The sequence below is a fragment of the Pseudomonadota bacterium genome, from assembly GCA_039196715.1.
In the GTDB taxonomy this organism is placed as follows: Bacteria; Pseudomonadota; Gammaproteobacteria; order CALCKW01; family CALCKW01; genus CALCKW01.
Genome location: JBCCUP010000042.1, coordinates 25271 through 40630, shown reverse-complemented (window position 1 = coordinate 40630; position 15360 = coordinate 25271). Strand labels below are relative to the sequence as shown.

14 protein-coding genes are annotated in these 15360 nt (G+C 66.9%); 2 read left to right on the top strand and 12 right to left on the bottom strand.

The features are described from left to right. Both AAGA11_14545 and AAGA11_14540 read right to left on the bottom strand, forming a co-directional pair. A partial coding sequence (locus AAGA11_14545) for a DUF1840 family protein (GenBank protein MEM9604083.1) occupies positions 1-203 on the bottom strand: 203 nt, incomplete at its 3' end. A 238-nt stretch (positions 204-441) separates the two neighbouring features. Further along, positions 442-1653 carry a serine hydrolase domain-containing protein gene (locus AAGA11_14540; GenBank protein MEM9604082.1) on the bottom strand — a complete coding sequence of 404 codons (1212 nt, stop codon included), beginning with the start codon at positions 1651-1653 and terminating at the stop codon, positions 442-444. A 190-nt stretch (positions 1654-1843) separates the two neighbouring features. Here AAGA11_14540 and AAGA11_14535 point away from each other — a divergent pair, with 190 nt between their 5' ends. After that, complete coding sequence (locus AAGA11_14535) at positions 1844-2245, top strand: hypothetical protein (GenBank protein ID MEM9604081.1); 402 nt, start codon at positions 1844-1846, stop codon at positions 2243-2245. A 58-nt stretch (positions 2246-2303) separates the two neighbouring features. On the opposite strand, the gene AAGA11_14530 is transcribed toward AAGA11_14535, so the two are convergent. The 10 genes from AAGA11_14530 to AAGA11_14485 all read right to left on the bottom strand — a co-directional run bounded on the left by AAGA11_14530 (position 2304) and on the right by AAGA11_14485 (position 14183). Then, positions 2304-4661 carry a helicase C-terminal domain-containing protein gene (locus tag AAGA11_14530; GenBank protein ID MEM9604080.1) on the bottom strand — a complete coding sequence of 786 codons (2358 nt, stop codon included), beginning with the start codon at positions 4659-4661 and terminating at the stop codon, positions 2304-2306. Then, entirely contained in the window at positions 4658-6307 is a 1650-nt protein-coding gene (locus AAGA11_14525) for a VRR-NUC domain-containing protein (GenBank protein ID MEM9604079.1), read from the bottom strand. Before AAGA11_14525 ends, AAGA11_14530 begins: the two co-directional genes overlap by 4 nt. Before the next feature lie 163 nt (positions 6308-6470). Then, positions 6471-7961 (bottom strand): G-D-S-L family lipolytic protein, encoded by a 1491-nt coding sequence (locus AAGA11_14520; protein ID MEM9604078.1) that lies wholly within the window; start codon positions 7959-7961, stop codon positions 6471-6473. A gap of 10 nt (positions 7962-7971) precedes the next feature. Continuing rightward, the gene (locus AAGA11_14515; GenBank protein ID MEM9604077.1) at positions 7972-9219 is read right to left on the bottom strand and encodes an outer membrane protein transport protein; all 1248 of its coding nucleotides are present in this window, start codon (positions 9217-9219) and stop codon (positions 7972-7974) included. A gap of 386 nt (positions 9220-9605) precedes the next feature. After that, a complete protein-coding gene (locus AAGA11_14510) occupies positions 9606-10436 on the bottom strand; it encodes a phytanoyl-CoA dioxygenase family protein (protein MEM9604076.1) in 831 nt (276 codons plus the stop codon). A 151-nt stretch (positions 10437-10587) separates the two neighbouring features. After that, entirely contained in the window at positions 10588-11184 is a 597-nt protein-coding gene (locus AAGA11_14505; GenBank protein ID MEM9604075.1) for an HD domain-containing protein, read from the bottom strand. After that, positions 11181-12311, bottom strand: a complete 1131-nt coding sequence (locus tag AAGA11_14500; GenBank protein MEM9604074.1) for a TauD/TfdA family dioxygenase — start codon at positions 12309-12311, stop codon at positions 11181-11183. The genes AAGA11_14505 and AAGA11_14500 overlap by 4 nt, the downstream gene beginning before the upstream one ends. Before the next feature lie 77 nt (positions 12312-12388). Beyond that, complete coding sequence (locus tag AAGA11_14495) at positions 12389-12760, bottom strand: hypothetical protein (GenBank protein ID MEM9604073.1); 372 nt, start codon at positions 12758-12760, stop codon at positions 12389-12391. Then, positions 12757-13821 (bottom strand): permease, encoded by a 1065-nt coding sequence (locus AAGA11_14490; protein MEM9604072.1) that lies wholly within the window; start codon positions 13819-13821, stop codon positions 12757-12759. Before AAGA11_14490 ends, AAGA11_14495 begins: the two co-directional genes overlap by 4 nt. 2 nt (positions 13822-13823) lie before the next feature. After that, positions 13824-14183, bottom strand: coding sequence for a metalloregulator ArsR/SmtB family transcription factor (locus AAGA11_14485; protein MEM9604071.1), 360 nt, complete (start codon positions 14181-14183; stop codon positions 13824-13826). A 67-nt stretch (positions 14184-14250) separates the two neighbouring features. Between AAGA11_14485 and AAGA11_14480 the strand changes: the two genes are divergently transcribed. Continuing rightward, entirely contained in the window at positions 14251-15351 is a 1101-nt protein-coding gene (locus AAGA11_14480; GenBank protein MEM9604070.1) for an NAD(P)/FAD-dependent oxidoreductase, read from the top strand. Positions 15352-15360: the final 9 nt, after the last annotated feature.

The window sequence follows — 15360 nt, the reverse complement described above, 5'->3', positions numbered from 1 at the left end:
TCATCGGCATCCGGGTCGGTCTCGTCGGAGTCCGGCCGCTGCGACAAGGCCGCCTTCAGGCGATCGAGGGCAGCTGGCAGGTCCTCCGCACGCAGCGCGCCCTGGTCGCGGCCGCTGGTGCCCATCATCTCGAGCAGTTGCGTGGCCACCTTGCCGAACAGCACCAGGCTGCCGTCGTGTTCGGTCTTGAATTCAATCAGCATCGGCGCGCTCCTGCGCGGGTGGGATAAAGCCGGGGCTGCCGCCGTTCAACGCGAGCATGCCGCCCCGGTCAGCCTGCTAGATACTGTCGTCACGAGCCGGATAATCGGCTGCAAACAGCGTTTGCTGCGCTTCCGCTGCTCATGTACCACCACGTACACTGCGCTGCGGTTCTCGCAAATCGCTGTTTTCGCTCGATTCTTCAATTCGTGACGACAGTATCTAGTGTATCGCACCCAGCTAGTCCACCAGCGCACCGTACACGAGGTTGCGCAGCTCGGATCGCAGTGGCCAGGTGCTCGACGGCATGAGCTGGGTCATGTACACGACGGAGAGACGCCCGCGCGGGTCAACCCAGAAGGCGGTGGAGGCGGCGCCGCCCCAGGCGGCCTCGCCGGCGCTGCAGAGGTTGGGGGTGTCGGCGGGGTTGACCACGATGGAGAAGCCGAGGCCAAACCCCATGCCGGTAAAGGCGGTTTCGCTGAACAGCGGCCGGCCGACGGCCGTGAGCTCGCGCTGGCCAGGGAGGTGGTTCTGCAGCATGCGCGCGACGGTGCGGCTGCCGAGCAGCCGTGCACCGTCGAGCTCGCCGCCGTTCAACAGCATCTGGCAGAAGCGCTGGTAGTCGCCGAGGGTGCCGTAGAGTCCACCTCCGCCACTCAACAGACGCGGCGTTTCGTGGGCCCGTGCATCGGCCCAGGTGGCGCGCTCGGCGGTGCGGTCGGCGTTGGGCTGGTAGAGCGCGGCGAGCCGCGGCAACTGCGTGTCGGTCGGGTGGAAACCGGTGTCTTGCATGCCGAGCGGTTTGAAGATCCGCGTCTCGAAAAACCGGTCGAGGGTCTCGCCCGAGACCAGCTCCACGACCCGGCCGAGGACGTCGGTCGCCACCGAGTAGTTCCACTCGGCGCCCGGCTGAAACAGCAGCGGCGTGCGCGCCCAGATCTCGCAGGCCTCGGCGAGGTCGGCGTCCGGGTGGTGGCCCCAGGTGAAGCCGGCATCGCGGTACATCGCGTCCACGGGGTGGGCGTGCAGAAAATCGTAGGTCAGACCGGATGTGTGGGTCAGCAGGTGGATGATCTGCATCGGCTGGCTGACCGGCTCGAGCGCGGGTGCGTGGCGCGACCCGGAGCGGTAGACCTGTTGATCAGCAAAGGCCGGGATGAACCCGGCCACCGGGTCGGTCAGCGCAAGCTGCCCGGCTTCGACGAGCATCATCGCCGCGACGCTGGTCACGGGCTTGGTCATCGAGTAGATGCGGAAGACGGTGTCCGGCTCGACCGCGAGCCCGGCTTCGCGGTCACGCAAGCCGCCACAGGCCTGCCACACGGACGCACCGTCGCGCTGCACGTCGCAGGACCAGCCGGCGATCCGGTCACGCGTCACGTAGGCCTGCATGTGGGGTGTGATGCGGTCGAGCCGGTCGAGGTCGAAACCGTGGGCGAGACGGGGCATGGCGGTCAGCGGGCAGTGTCGGGAACCGGAGTGTTCCAGCGCGCGGCGGTGTGCGTCAATGTGCGCAACACAGCCCCAGGTATTTCGCAGGCTAACAAACTGAGATTGTGTTTCTACACTTACAAACTGATTGACACGAGACGGAGTGGCACCCGCGGGCACTGGCCCGTGCGGGCGGGTGCGCGAGAGCATGCGAGAGTACACCCACCCCAGCCGCGCGCAGTTCGACGCGCTCCGGACACTCCCGGAGGAGGTCAGCTTCGATCAGCTCGAGTTGCTGCGCTTCCGCGCGACGGCGGTCTACCCGGGCGGCGAAACGCTCGCCCCATTGACCGCGTTTGCCCGCTACACCGAAGCGGTGTTCGCGCTCGCGCACCGGCTCGGGGTTGAGCTGGTCTGGCAGGGTCGACCCCACCTCTCGGTGATCGGCCCCGATCTGGAACGCTGGGATCTGTGCCAGGTGCGGCGCTTCCCCTCGCTTGCGGTGTACCGTGCGTTCATCAACGACACGGTCCACGCCGAGGCCCGCGCGCACTGGCGGGCGGTGGTGGAGGACGCGCGGGTGTTCTGTGCCGAACCGGGCCGCGCCTAGCCGGTGCCGCCGCGCCTCGGCGTCCCTGCCCGGGCGGCCCTGCCCGGGCGGCCCCACACTACACGCCCGGTGGTGACCAGAAGGCGTCGAGTGCGCTGTCCAGTTCGCCGAGGGAGCGAACCCGCTGCGGTTGCCAGTGGGCCGGCATCAACCGCTGCCAGGCGGCCTGCTGGAACCGGGGATCAATCAGCAGCAGCACGCCCCGATCGGACTCGCTGCGGATCACGCGGCCGGCTGTTTGAGCGACCCGGGTCATCGCGGGCAGGGTGAACGCGACGTCCCGGCCTGGCTGACCTTGCGCCTCGAGGTGGGCTTCGACGCACTTGCGCTCGGTGGTCGGTGGCGGCAAGCCGGTGCTCACCAGCACCGCGCCGATCAGTCGCCCGCCGATCAGATCGACGCCCTCACCGAACACGCCGCCGAGGATGGCGAAACCGAGCGTCGCGGAGGTATCGGAAAAGTCGGCCAGGAAGTCGGCGCGGGCCGTCGCGTCCGAACCCGGCGTCTGGGCTCGGGTGGGGATGTCCGGGTGGGCGGCAGTGAACGCCTCGTACACCCGATCGAGGTACGCGTACGAGGGAAAGAACACCAGGTAGTTGCCGGGCCGCCGGCGGTAGAGGGCGTTCACCGTGTCCACCAGCGGGGCGATCGACGCGTCGCGCCGCTGGTAGCGCGGGTCAATGCCGGTGTGGACCAGGCAGCGCAAGTGTGCCGGGTCGAACGGCGACGGCAGGCGCAGTTGCTGTGCGTCGGGCCTGAGGCCGAGTTGCTGCGCTGTCAGGTCGATCGGGTGCAACGTCGCCGAAAACACCACGCTCGCCCGCTGGCGCTTGAGGCTTGCGGCCAGCTCGCGCGACGCGTCGAGCGCGGCGAGTCTCAACTGAACCCGACGGCGTTTGCCGTCGGCTGTGACGGACAGCAAGGTCGTGTGGTCTTCGCCGTAGAGGCCTGCGATGACCTGGTAGCGCAACATTGCTCGGGTCAGTTCGCCCTGCACGCCGCGCCACAGCGTGGCGCCAAGCGTGTCGCCAGCCAGAGACAGCACGCGGTCGATTGCGCGGTTGATCGCCGTCGGTGGGCCGTCGAGTTCGGTGTCGCCCGGGTCGTGGTCTCGTGCGAGTCTGCGCAGCGCACGTGCGAGCGGCCGGATGCCGCGCAGCAATTCACGGTTGCCCGTTGCGTCAGCTTCGGCTCGGGCACACAGCGCGGTGTCGAGCTCGGCCGAGTGCATGTCACGCGCACGCTCGCGCAGGTTGTGCGCTTCGTCGATCAGGAGCACGCTGCGGCCAGACGGTGCAGCCAGGTCGCTCAAGCGCACCAGCGGGTCGAACACGTAGTTGAAGTCGCACACCACCAGATCAACCCAGGGCAGCATCTGCAGGGCGAGCTCGAACGGGCACAGCGTGTGTGCCTTGGCGACAGCGTCGAGGGTGTCACCATCGAGTGCGGCACGGCGCATCAGCTCGTCCCGCGCCGCGGGCAGCCGATCGAAGAAACCGACGGTGCACGGGCAACGGCCGTCCGCGTCGAGTTCGAAATCGGGCTGCGAGCAGGGACAAACCTGTTGTTTGGCGCGCAGGCTGATGTGACTGATCTGCAAGCCCGCTCCGCGTAGCGTGTCGAGTGCGGCATCGACCGACTCGCGCCCGGTGGTTTTCGCCGTGAGGTAGAGCGCACGACGGATGTGGCCCGCGCTCAGCGCCTTGACCGCCGGGAAGACGGTGCTGGCGGTTTTGCCGGTGCCGGTTGGGGCCTCGGCGATGAGCTGTCCGCCGTCGCGCGCGGCGCGGTACACGTGGGCGGCGAAGGCACGCTGGCCGGGCCTGAACGCACCCCACGGGAACGTCAGCGCGTCGCCGGTGCGTCGCAAGGCCTCGCGGTGGGCGTTGATCAGGCCGTACCAGGCGACGAGGCGCTGCAGCGCATGTGCGAGAAACGCGTCGGCGTCGGCGCGTGTCAGGGTGCGCTCCTCGACGGTGTCGCGCTCATCGAGCAGATTGCACCAGACCAGCTGAGCGGCGACGTCGGATTCATCGGCGTGCTCCGGCTGCGCGAGAAAGAGCGCTGCGTAGACCGTGAGCTGCGCCCAATGGCGGTTGCGCAGGCTGTCGTTGATGCGGTCCGGGGGTGTGAAGGTGCTCTTGATCTCGGTGAGCGTGGCCTGCGGCGGGCCGGGGTACACCAGGTCGACGCGGCCGGTGACCTTGACCGCGACGCCGTCCACATCGAAGCCGTGGTGCAACCGCACTTCGCTCTGCACCGCCGCGTTCGCGTCGAGCGCGTTGCGTTGGTATCGCTGGTGCGCACGAATGCCTTGCACCGCGCTTGGTCCCCAGGTGGCGTCGTTGACCAGGTCGCCGCTGAGGCAGGTCAGGGCGACGAGATCGCCCACCGACACCGCGATCGGGTCGCTCACGCCGACGCCGACTGCTCGGACCACCGAACGTGTGCCACCAGGTGCGGTATGCCAAGGGCGGTGAACTGGGCCATCCAACGCAGCTGGTTCTTCTGCAAGCGGTCGCCCGGCGCCTTCACTTCGATCAGCTGGTAGCCACCCGCCGCAGGGAAATGCACAAGGTCGGGGAAGCCTGCGCGGCTGTTGCCAAGGTCGTTGAGCATGTGGTCGAACACGCCGAGCCAGTGCGCAAGCGGGATGCGGTCGAGCGCCACCTCAAGCAGCGCCGCGTCGAGCGCGGCCCAGTACACGGCCGGGTTGGCGAGGCCGTGCTTGGCTGCGTAGGTCGCGTTTACCTGCTCGGCGAGCGCACCGGGTGCCGCCAGCGCCTGAAGCCGCGCACCGATGGCGTCCGCACGCACACGGCGGAAGTCCGGCTCGCGAAAATCGGCGGGTGCGTGCTGGAAGGGGTTGTGAAAGGCGCCCGCTACGGCACTGAAGATGATGTCCCAGAAGGCGAGGCCGAACACCCCGGCGAACAGGGTGTTTTCCGTGTAGTGGCAGCTGCCGTCGGCGCCGAAGTGCGTGGCGACACAGACCTCCACACGTGGGTGCTCCGGCGCGAGGTCGAGCGTGATCTCCACCGGTTTCGCGGGGGCCGGCACCGGGCCACGCCGCCCGAGCTTGCGCAGCAGGCGCTGGGCAAAGCCGGTGGCAAACTCGGCCTCGTCGGCATCGATCGGGTTGGCGCCGATGGCCTCGCAGAGCGCCAGCGCATCGTCGGCCCGATCGGTCGCTGCCAGTACGCGAGCACGGCGCTCGCGCGACGGGGGCCACTCGGTCGTGGCGTACAGCGCGAGTGCCGCGTCGGTGTCGCCGCGGCGTTCGAGCGCGCGTGCGATGTCGTTCGTGAACCGCCCGACCCGGCGGTACAGCGCGCGGTCTCCGGCGTCGGGTGTCGGCAGCACGCCGTGCACAGCCAGCAGGGTTTCAGTGTCGAGGGCGTTGGCGTCCTCGACGAGTCCGCGCACGGCGTAGTACTGGATGTGCGCGTCGATCTGCGCACGCGAGCGGAAGGCGCGGGTGTCGGTGTCGATCGGGTAGGGTTCGTAGCGCATCAGTCCGAGGTCGCGCAGCACGAACTCGGTGAGGTCCTGGTAGAGGTTGCCGAAATAGAGTAGGCGGAAGACGGTGAAGTGCGACTCGTCTTCTATCTGCAACACCGGCCCGTGCGCGGCCAGGGCGGTGGCGTCGAAACCGAGTGCGTCGGGTTCGCTCGAGAGTGCTTGCACCAACGCGTCTCTGGCGTGTGTTCGGGCCACGTGGTTGCGGCAGGCCGCGGCGAGCTCCGCCTTGACGTAGAGCGGCAGGTGGGTCTCCGCCTCGAACGGCGGATCGACCGTCATCAGTTCGGCGTCAACCAGGGTCTGCACGGCCGCGTCGAGGTCGCCGATTTCGGCGTAGTAGAGTTTCTGTTGGCGAAACACCGACCGCGTGCGCGTGAGCAGCCGCACGTACAGGCAGCGGGCGTCGACCGTGCAGCCACGGTAGCGCGCCAGCCAGCGGTGCTCGTCAGCACTGAGCAGGTCGCCGTAGCGCACGCTGACACCGTCCACCAGCGCCTGAAAATTGCGCAGGTAGTAGTCCGGTGGCAGATCGGGTGGCATCGGCGGATCACTGTGTGGATAAACAGCAGTTATACCACGGCTGCCCGGCGGCTTCAGTGTGCTCGACAGAGTCGGTTCGCCACGGGCCCCGCTGTCGGAGAGCAGACCAAAAAAAAGCGCGCTGCACCCGGCGGTACAGCGCGCAGGAGAAGCCTGTGACGGCTTATTCGATGAATGTTGTCGTGTAGCTGCCCGGGTCGACGCGGCGCAGTGTCGCTCCGAAGGACGACTCGATCGTGTCCATGATCAGGTTGGCCACCACGGCGTAGCCGCGCGCGGTCGGGTGTACGCCGTCGAGCGAGAAACCGCCGCCGGTCGCGAAGGTCGTGGTGATGATGCCGCTCCCGTAGTTGATGCCCTCGCTGGCGAGCCGGGCCAGTTCGGCCTTGGCGTCGAACAACGCGAGGTCCGGGTTGGCGTTGGCGACGTTGGCAATCGTGGTGTTGAACGCGTCGTTCGCGGCGGTCACCAGCGCGGCCTCCGCTTCGGTCAGCACGTCGCCGTCAACGAGTGCGGTGCCCACACCCCAGACCGTCGCCGGGTTGCCCGGTGTGGCCTCGGTGCCGATCTTGGACGAGCTCGGCAGCAGCACGAAGTCGGCGGCGGTGGCCTGACGGATGGACGGCAGGCCGAACCCGCTCAAGTCCGTCAGCGACTCGTCCTCGATCACCAGCGCGTTCTGGCCGGCGGCGAAGGTGATGGTCCGCTGCGCGACTTCGGCGGCCGGCAAGCCTGCGCCGGCGATGCCGCCGTTGTAGGCCGCGAACGCGGCGTTGCTGGCAGCGGCGGTGTCGGCGTCCATCGGGATCGCGTTGAACGGCACCGTGGTGAAGTACGGAATCGACGTGACGTCCGGCAGGTTGATCAGCACGCCCTTCGCGCCGTTTGCCGTCAGCGCGGTGACGATGCCCGAATAGACGCCGGCGAACGCGGTCGGGTCGGTGAGGTCGCTGGCGCCGTAGGTGGCGGGGTTGGTGTTACCCAGCTGGTCGACCCCGGTGCCACCGGCGGTGGCGTAGGACACGGTGTCGTTGTTGCCGATCCACAGTGTGAAGAAGGTCGGCACCTGGGTCAGGGTGTCGGTCACCATGCTGTTGTTCGGTGCGCCGGCGAACCGAACGAAGAAGGGGTTGGCCGTCGCAGGCACGGTCAGCAGGCCCGCCAGGTTGCCGTAGCCGTCGGCGCCCAGGTGGAAGGACTTCGCGCCCGGCACACCCATGTTGTTGAACGGGCCGGTCAGGATGTTGGCGACGTCGGTGGTCGGCGTGCCGGAGGACAACGTCGGCGCGAGCGGCGAGCCCGACAACACCAGGCGTTGGTCGAAGCCCGGCAGCGGGTTGCCGGACAACAACAGCCCGCCGTTGTTGTCGGCCATCAGCGGTTGCGTGAACGCACCGCCGCCGACTGCAGCGAACTGCTGGGCGAGGATCGCCGGGAAGGAGTTCTCCTGGCCGTGCGTGTACACCGTGCCGTCGGCAAAGCCCGCGGTCAGCGAGTCGCCGAGGGCGACGAAGCGGCTGAAGTCGGCGGTGCCGGCGCTCAGCGACGAATTGTCGGTAACGGGGTTGTTGAACTCAGGGTCACAGGCCGCAAGGACGCCGGTCAGGGCTGCAATGCACGCCACGTTTCTCAGGTGTTGTGTTTTCGCTTTCATCATTGCGGTTCTAGTAGGTGTATTTCAGGCCGAAACCGAAGTTGTAGGCGTTCGACAGGTAGGTGCCCTCGAACGGCGTGGTGGTGTTGTTTTCCACGTAGAAGTCGTACGAGTTGTCGGTTTCGAGAAACCGCAGGTAGAGGAACGAGAAGTCGAGCGCGAGCTTCGGGCTGCGCTGGTAGCTCGCACCGAAGGTGAAGCCGGTCGAGTCGGGACGCGGTGTCTCGGGCGCGAAGTAGCCATCACGCACCGGGGTCTTGTCGATGTAGTAGCCGCCGCGGAGGGTCCACTTGGGGTCGCGCTCGTACGACAGACCGAGGCGCACGGTGTTGGCGTCCTGGTAGTTGCGCGGGTTGACCGAGGTGGGGACAGCGTTGGCGAAGTCGATGCGCAGCTCTTCGTAGTCGCTCCAGTAGGTGCGGTTGACGTCGAAGGCGAAGGTCATCTTGTCGGTCAACTCGTAGGCAAGGCCCACGGTCAGCTCGGCGGGCAACACGAGGTCGGCGTCGAAGGTGGTGTTGGAGAAGGTGCCTTGCAGGGACGCGGGCACGTTCTGGAACGTGGCCGATTCGCCGCGCGCCTCGAGATCCACTTTCGAGCGGTAGTTGATGCCGACGTTCAGGCGGTCTGTCGCGGTGGCCAGCAGACCAATGTTGTAGCCGTAGGACGTCACTTCGGACGCTTCGAGCGTGACGTTGGCGCGGTTGCCGTTCTCGTCGACGAGGCTCGTTGAGAGGTTGCGGTTGAACTCGACGCCACCGACGACGAGCGTCGGGCCGAAACCGAGGCTCACGGTGTCGCTCACGCGGTAACCGAGCGTCGGTTGGATGAACACCGAGGCCAGCTCGATTTCGTTCACGAGGTGAGAACCCGCCCAGTCGGTCGGCCACTTTACCGAGCTGCCGTAGGGGGTGTAGATGCCGAGTCCCCAGGACAGCGAGTCGCTGACTTTGCTGTTGTAGTAGAGGTTCAACGGGGTGGCGATACCGCTGTCAGTTTCGGCAGAGGCGCCGGTGTTGACGTTCTGGTACTTCGCTGTGGCGCTGAGCAGGTTCAGGCCGCCGATGAACTCCTTGTCATCGTCGAGCAGTACCGTGCTGCCCGGGTTGAAGAAAATCGACTCTGCGCTGTCCGTCAGCGCAACGCCGGTGTGGCCCATGCCTTGAGCGCGCTGCCCTTGCAGCGACACCCGGTATCCGCCTGCGTGCACCAAAGTGCTGGCGCAGAAGAGCGTCGTGACGACAAGTACTTTGTTCATAGGAGCTTGGTGGTTGGGTGGTGGGGCAAGGCTGGACGCCTTGCAGGGCGGCCCCGGGAAGCGAACAACGTGGGGCAGGTGTTTGTGTCCGCACAAGTATTCTGGAGCCGAAACCGGAAGTAAAGCGCAGACTGTGAATCCCGTCGCAATCCGCCTTCGTGGGCGGTGTCAGCGCACCGGCGCCTGGCTCAAGGGCGACACACCATAGCGCAACAGGCTGCGCAGGTGGAATCGAAATTGATTACCGGTCAGACACGGCTGTGTATCCGCGCTGTGCCGAAGCCGCGGTGCGACAGGCGGTGCGTGCAGCGGACTGGTGTTGCCCCACCGGTAGCCCAGCGCTGTCGTCGTGGCGGCGCGAACGTCAGCCGGCAGACCCCTTGTTGTCAGGCACGGAAGTCGTCTTTTTCGCTGTCGGAGTAGACCGCGCGTCGCAGCCTGTCCGAGCTGTCGTCGTGGTTGGCGAGTGCCGCGGCGTCGAGGTCGGACTTCGGCCCGTCGAGCAGATCGAAATGCCCGTACTCATCCACCCCCCGCACCAGCACCGCGGCGTCGCGCAGCTTGGTTTGGCGGACCGTCGTCGGGATGTACCGAATCGCGAGGCCGATGCGGCGGTCGTCGCTGGTGTTGGGGTGCGAGCCGTGAGCGAGCAGCACGTGGTGCAGCGAGAATTCGCCGGCACTCAGGACCACGTCGGCGGCGTCGTCCTCGTTGACGTTGACCGCGATCTCCTGGCCGCGCGTGAGCAGGTTGCTCTCGTCATACGTGTCTTCGTGTTGGATCTGGCCCTCCTTGTGCGAGCCGGCCAGGAATTTCATGGCACCGGATTCGATCGGCACGTCCGAGAGCGCCACCCACGCGGTGATGATGTGATCGTGCGGCTCCAGACCCCAGTAGGTCGCGTCCTGATGCCATGACACGAAATCGGGGGTCTTGGGTTCCTTGATGAAGAAGTTGGTTACCCAACAGAGGATGTTCGGGCCGATCACGTCCTGAACGCGGTCGAGGATCGCGGGCGCTCGGATGATCTCGTCTGCCCACGTGAACAGCAGGTGGGTCTGGTGTCGCCATTTGTGCTGCAGCGGGCCACCGTGCTCGGCTTCGTGGGCCTCGAGCCGGTCGCGGTAGCCGCGTGCCTGCTCGGCGGTCATGCCGCGAAACGGAAATGCGAAGCCTTCGTTCTCGTACGCTGTTTTCAGGGCGGTGCCGGTGGGCATGGCGGGTTCCTCGGGGTGCGTTGTGCGCTGCGGCCCGGCGGGCCACTGGTCGCGTCCAGTGTGAGGCCTGCACTATACCGCAGGGTGCCCGCCGCGGCGCAGGTCTCGCCGCAGTGCTGCGAGCGGGCGTGCGACGCGATTCCGACCTCGCCTAGCCGGCGCCGCTGCAGTGGCGGTTCACGACGCGCTGAACCATGGGCGCAAAGTGTGCGAAATCCGGCGTGATCATGTCCGGGTCCTTGCCGGCGTCGTCGAGCAGGCGAACCAACACGATTTCCTTGAGGTTCGGGTTCGACTCGAAACGCCGCACTTCGTCCTCGTCCATGGGGCCGCCCTGCAGGTTCAGTGAGTGCACCGATGCGTCGGAGAGCTGCTTTAGGTACGCAGGCCGCGTGGCGCACAGGTAGCGTTTGGCCGCGACGTGGTAGCGCACGCAGTCGGTCACGAGCGTCGGAAAGAACCGCTCGAGTACGTGTGCCCCGGCCTCCTCGTGGTAACGGTCCTCGGTGTCTGCCATCGAGAAGCTGCCGAATTCGGACGTGAAATGGCCGATGTCGTGCAACAGGGCACTGACCACGATGGTTTCGTCCAAACCCTGTTTTTCGGCGAGTGTGGCGCCCTGCAACATGTGCTGTGCCATGGTCACGGGCTCGCCAAGGTACTCCGCGTCACCGCAGCGCGAGAAGATGTCGGCGATGAAATCAACCACGGTGTCGGCGGAGAGGGTGTCTGCGATGTGAGCGCTCATGCGCTCTCGGCCTCGAGTGCTGCGAGCGTCGACAACAGGCCATCCTTGTCGGCGTAGCACCCCTGTAGCCAGCGGGTGCCGACACCGGAGTATGCTTTTCGTGCGTGCAGTACACGCGTGTTGTCGACGATGAAACACGCACCGGGCTCGAGTCGAAAGCGCACTTCCATCGCCGCGTCGTCGACGATTTCGCCGAAGCGCCGGTAGGCAGCGTAGTAGGTTTGCATATCGTCAAAGGCGACGTCCGTGATGGCGGCCGTCGAACGGTTGTTGAACCGCACACCGATCAATTCACCGTCGGGGGCGAGCTCGATCATGGGGCGTCGGGCCTGCAATTTAACTCCGGCTTCTCCGGCGTACTCGAAGCGGGCGCAATTGTCTGCCAGCACATCGAACCAGGCCGGGTGCTCCGCGCGCAGTGCCTCTGCAACACGGAATCCGTCGACCACCATGTTTTCACCGCCGTCGGCGGAATTCTCGAGGCAATAGAGAATTTGCAGGGTTGGCACAGGATCGCGGTAGGGGTTGTCGGTGTGCGCCTGCAGGCCGAGACCGGTGAAGGCCAGGTTCGACGGGTTGACCTCGGTTCGCACTTCGAAGTGGCGCCCGTAGTTGGTCTCGCGCACGTGGCCAAACAGCTTGACGATGTGCATCAGTGACTGCGGATCCTCCGGCCCGCCGCTCACCGTGCCGAAGCCGAAGCGGGCCACACCGGCCAGCCAGTCCCGCAACTGCCTGCGAGACTGGCGCAAGTCGTTGAAATCGGCTCGCGGGTAGCGCGCATTCAGCGCGCCGTCCCAGGTCTTCGTGTGCGTGGGCAACCAGCCGCGCGTGCGGGGGTGAGGGTGGTCGTAGGCGTGTCGAAACAACCAGTCGAGATTGAAGTCAACCACCTTGTTTTCCGGCTCGAATCGCACCGTCAGTTGCTCGGCGGTGACCGAGGCATCGGCAACGCGCGTGTCGGCTGGAATGTCGCGCAGCGCGATCAAGCGCTGGCCGTTGCCGGGTGACCGTGTCGCGCTGTCCGGCGCGTTGTCGCGCAGCCACACGGCGTGAAACCGTGACGTCTGGCCCCCGGTGTCCAAGGTCAGGAACTGTTTGTCGTCAGAGACGGATACGGCAACCATGGTCAGCCCCTTCGGCTTGTGTGAGGGTGCAGTCTTTCGCGCGTCCGTGGGAATTGTGCGACTGCCGCACGCGAAGCTCAATGGCAAATCAGCGGAATGGTCGTGCTCAACATGAACGCGGTGTTCGGATGCTGACGCACGCGCTCGATCGCCGGACTCTGCGCGTGGCTGAAGGTGATGCGACCGATGCCGCCGATGTTGCCGGCGTTCAGCGCGAGAATGTCCGCGTCCGCGCGGGCGAGTGTCTCGAGGGTGGCGAAATCGTCGTAGCTGATCAGGTAGCTTGCTTCGCCGGGCGGCACCTCGGTCATGAGGTCGAATCGGGCGCGCGATGCGTCGAGGTAGGCGTCCATGAACGCCGGCAGTGCGCGCGCCGACAGCGCCAGCAGCACGCCGGCGCAGAACCCACACGCGATCCAGCGGACGGCCGAGCGCGAGGCCGTGGTCACGCGAGCGCCCAGGCGTTCCAAGCGAGGCCCGCGACCACCGAGCCGATCAGGCCGAGCGCGATGTAGACCGAAAACACGCGCGGTTTCACCAGTGCCCAGACCGCCACTGCGGCCGGGATGCAGCTCACGCCGCCGGCGAGCGCAAAGGCCATGGCAGCGCCTGGCACCATGCCTTGTTCGATCAAGGTCGCGAGCAGCGGCGCCGCCGCGTAGCCGTTGAGGTAGGCCGGGCCGCCGATCAGCGCGCCGATCAGGATGGGCTGGATACCCTCGCCACCAACCGCGCCGGCCACCCATTCGGCCGGCAGGTGGCGGATCATCAGCGACTCGAGCAGGTAGGCGAGCAGCAGCCACTTGAACAGGAACAGCGCGTTGTCGGTGGCCGACTTGGCGAAGACCGCACGGCGATCGGCGTCCTGCCAGAAGCGCCAGTTCGGTTGCGCGTCCGGTTCGAGCAGGGCGTTGCCGCCGCCCGGTCCGCTGCCGCAGCAACTCGTTGTTGGGGCCCACTCGGGCCGAAGGGCGTTCGCCACCAGGCGCGTGCGCGACAGCGCCATCACGACAAATCCGCCGAACAGGCCCAGGCTGATCGCCGCGAGCGTTTTGGCAACCGCGAACTCGAGGCCGAGCGCGCTGGCGGTGATCGAGAACATCGCCGGGTCCATGAGCGGCGAGCTGAGCCACAGCGCCATGACCGCCGAGAGCGGCACGCCCATCGTGAGCAGCGCGGCGATGAACGGGATGATCTCGCACGAGCAGAATGGCGCGAGGCCACCGACCACCGCAGCGAGCAGAATCATCCGGTACTCCGGGCCGCTGAACACGCCGGCGATGCGGCTCTCGGCGCCGGACGCCTGAATCCAGGCGAGCGAGATCACCGCAAAGGCGATGAACACACCGGTGTGCAACAGGTTGCTCACCGTGTTGCCGAGCACCGGCAGCAGGTCGGCCGGGATGACCACGGCGGTGGCGAGCACGACCACGATGCTCGCCCACCAGGCGGGATCGAGTTGCGGCATCTGGCGGCCGACCCATCTGACGCGGTCGAGTACGTGTTCCATGCTCAGTGTCCTCGCGCGCGGGCGCGGTGGTGTTCAGTGTGTCGGCAGCCCTGGCAGTCTTCACAGCACTCGGAGAGCAGAAAGTCCGACAAGGTCTGCACCTGGTCAAACGTTGCCGAACAGACGATGCTTCGGCCACGCTTCTCCTGCGTGACCAGGCCCGCTTGGGCAAGCGCGCGCAGGTGGTGGGTGAGCGTGGAGCCGCCGATGCCGCAGCGCGCGGCGAGCTCGCCGACCGCGAGGCCCGGTTCGCCAGCGCGGACCAGCGTGGTCAGGACCTGCAGGCGCGGCTCGGACCCGAGCGCGGCGAAGGCGCGGGCGGCATCGGCGAGGGCAACAGTTGAATCGTTTGAAATTTCCATAGTTCGAAATATATAGAAATATGAAAATAAATCAAGAGCACACACCGCGCCACCGGGCGGGCCACTGATGCACCGGGTCGAGACTGTCGTGGTTGGGGCCGGTGTCGTCGGGCTCGCCTGCGCGCGTGCGCTGGCGCAAGCCGGCCGCGAGGTGGTCTTGCTCGATGCGGCCGAAGACATCGGCACCGGTGTCAGCGCGCGCAGTTCGGAGGTGATCCACGGCGGGCTCTACTACCCGCCGGGCAGCCTCAAGGCGACGCTGTGCGTCGAGGGCAAGGCGCTGCTCTACCGCTACTGTGACGCCCACGGGGTCGGCCACCGTCGCTGCGGCAAGTGGCTGGTGGCGTCCGACGAGGCCGAGTGGGCACAGCTCGAGCGCATCCGCGAGAATGCGGCTGAAAACGGGGTTACCGATCTCGAACCGGTGTCGCGCGAGGCCGTCCGGGCGCTCGAGCCGCACTTGCAGTGCGCCGGTGTGCTGCACTCGCCCTCTACCGGTGTTGTAGACAGCCACGGCTTGATGCTCGCCTACCTCGGCGACATTGAGGACGCCGGCGGCGCGTTCGCACGCCGGAGCCGTGTGACCAGCGCCGAATGTGTGTTTGACGGTTTCCGCCTGCGTATCGACGGTGAGGTGGAACCGCTCTGTTGTCGGGAGTTGATCAACGCGGCCGGGCTCGGCGCCATACCGCTGGCCAGGGCCATTGAGGGCCTGCCGTCCGACACCGTGCCGACGGCCTACTATGCCAAGGGCCAGTATTTTCGCTGCGGCATACGGGCGCCGTTCTCGCGCCTCATCTACCCCGTGCCGCAACCCGGCGGCCTCGGCATCCACCTGACCCTGGACCTCGACGGCCAGGCGCGCTTCGGGCCGGACGTGCAGTGGGTCAGAGCGCCGGAGTACAGCGTTGACCCTGCCTCGGCGAGCCTTTTCGACACCGCCATACGCCGTTACTGGCCAGGTCTGCCGGCCAACAGCCTGCGGCCCGACTACGCCGGTGTTCGCCCGAAGATTGCCGGTCCGGGCGAGCCTGCCGCCGACTTCCAACTATCCGACGAAACGCATCACGGTGTCCCGGGCTACATCGGGCTCTACGGCATCGAGTCGCCGGGGTTGACGGCCTCGCTCGCGATCGGAGCCCGGGCTGTGGTGGCGCTCGGTGGGTGACGCGGGCGG

What these genes read in the sequence shown, in the direction of transcription:
- AAGA11_14540 (MEM9604082.1), bottom strand. Translation starts at nt 1,653, where the DNA reads ATGCCCCGTCTCGCCCACGGTTTCGACCTCGACCGGCTCGACCGCATC.
- AAGA11_14535 (MEM9604081.1), top strand. Translation starts at nt 1,844, where the DNA reads ATGCGAGAGTACACCCACCCCAGCCGCGCGCAGTTCGACGCGCTCCGG.
- AAGA11_14525 (MEM9604079.1), bottom strand. Translation starts at nt 6,307, where the DNA reads ATGCCACCCGATCTGCCACCGGACTACTACCTGCGCAATTTTCAGGCG.
- AAGA11_14520 (MEM9604078.1), bottom strand. Translation starts at nt 7,961, where the DNA reads ATGAAAGCGAAAACACAACACCTGAGAAACGTGGCGTGCATTGCAGCC.
- AAGA11_14515 (MEM9604077.1), bottom strand. Translation starts at nt 9,219, where the DNA reads ATGAACAAAGTACTTGTCGTCACGACGCTCTTCTGCGCCAGCACTTTG.
- AAGA11_14510 (MEM9604076.1), bottom strand. Translation starts at nt 10,436, where the DNA reads ATGCCCACCGGCACCGCCCTGAAAACAGCGTACGAGAACGAAGGCTTC.
- AAGA11_14505 (MEM9604075.1), bottom strand. Translation starts at nt 11,184, where the DNA reads ATGAGCGCTCACATCGCAGACACCCTCTCCGCCGACACCGTGGTTGAT.
- AAGA11_14500 (MEM9604074.1), bottom strand. Translation starts at nt 12,311, where the DNA reads ATGGTTGCCGTATCCGTCTCTGACGACAAACAGTTCCTGACCTTGGAC.
- AAGA11_14490 (MEM9604072.1), bottom strand. Translation starts at nt 13,821, where the DNA reads ATGGAACACGTACTCGACCGCGTCAGATGGGTCGGCCGCCAGATGCCG.
- AAGA11_14485 (MEM9604071.1), bottom strand. Translation starts at nt 14,183, where the DNA reads ATGGAAATTTCAAACGATTCAACTGTTGCCCTCGCCGATGCCGCCCGC.
- AAGA11_14480 (MEM9604070.1), top strand. Translation starts at nt 14,251, where the DNA reads ATGCACCGGGTCGAGACTGTCGTGGTTGGGGCCGGTGTCGTCGGGCTC.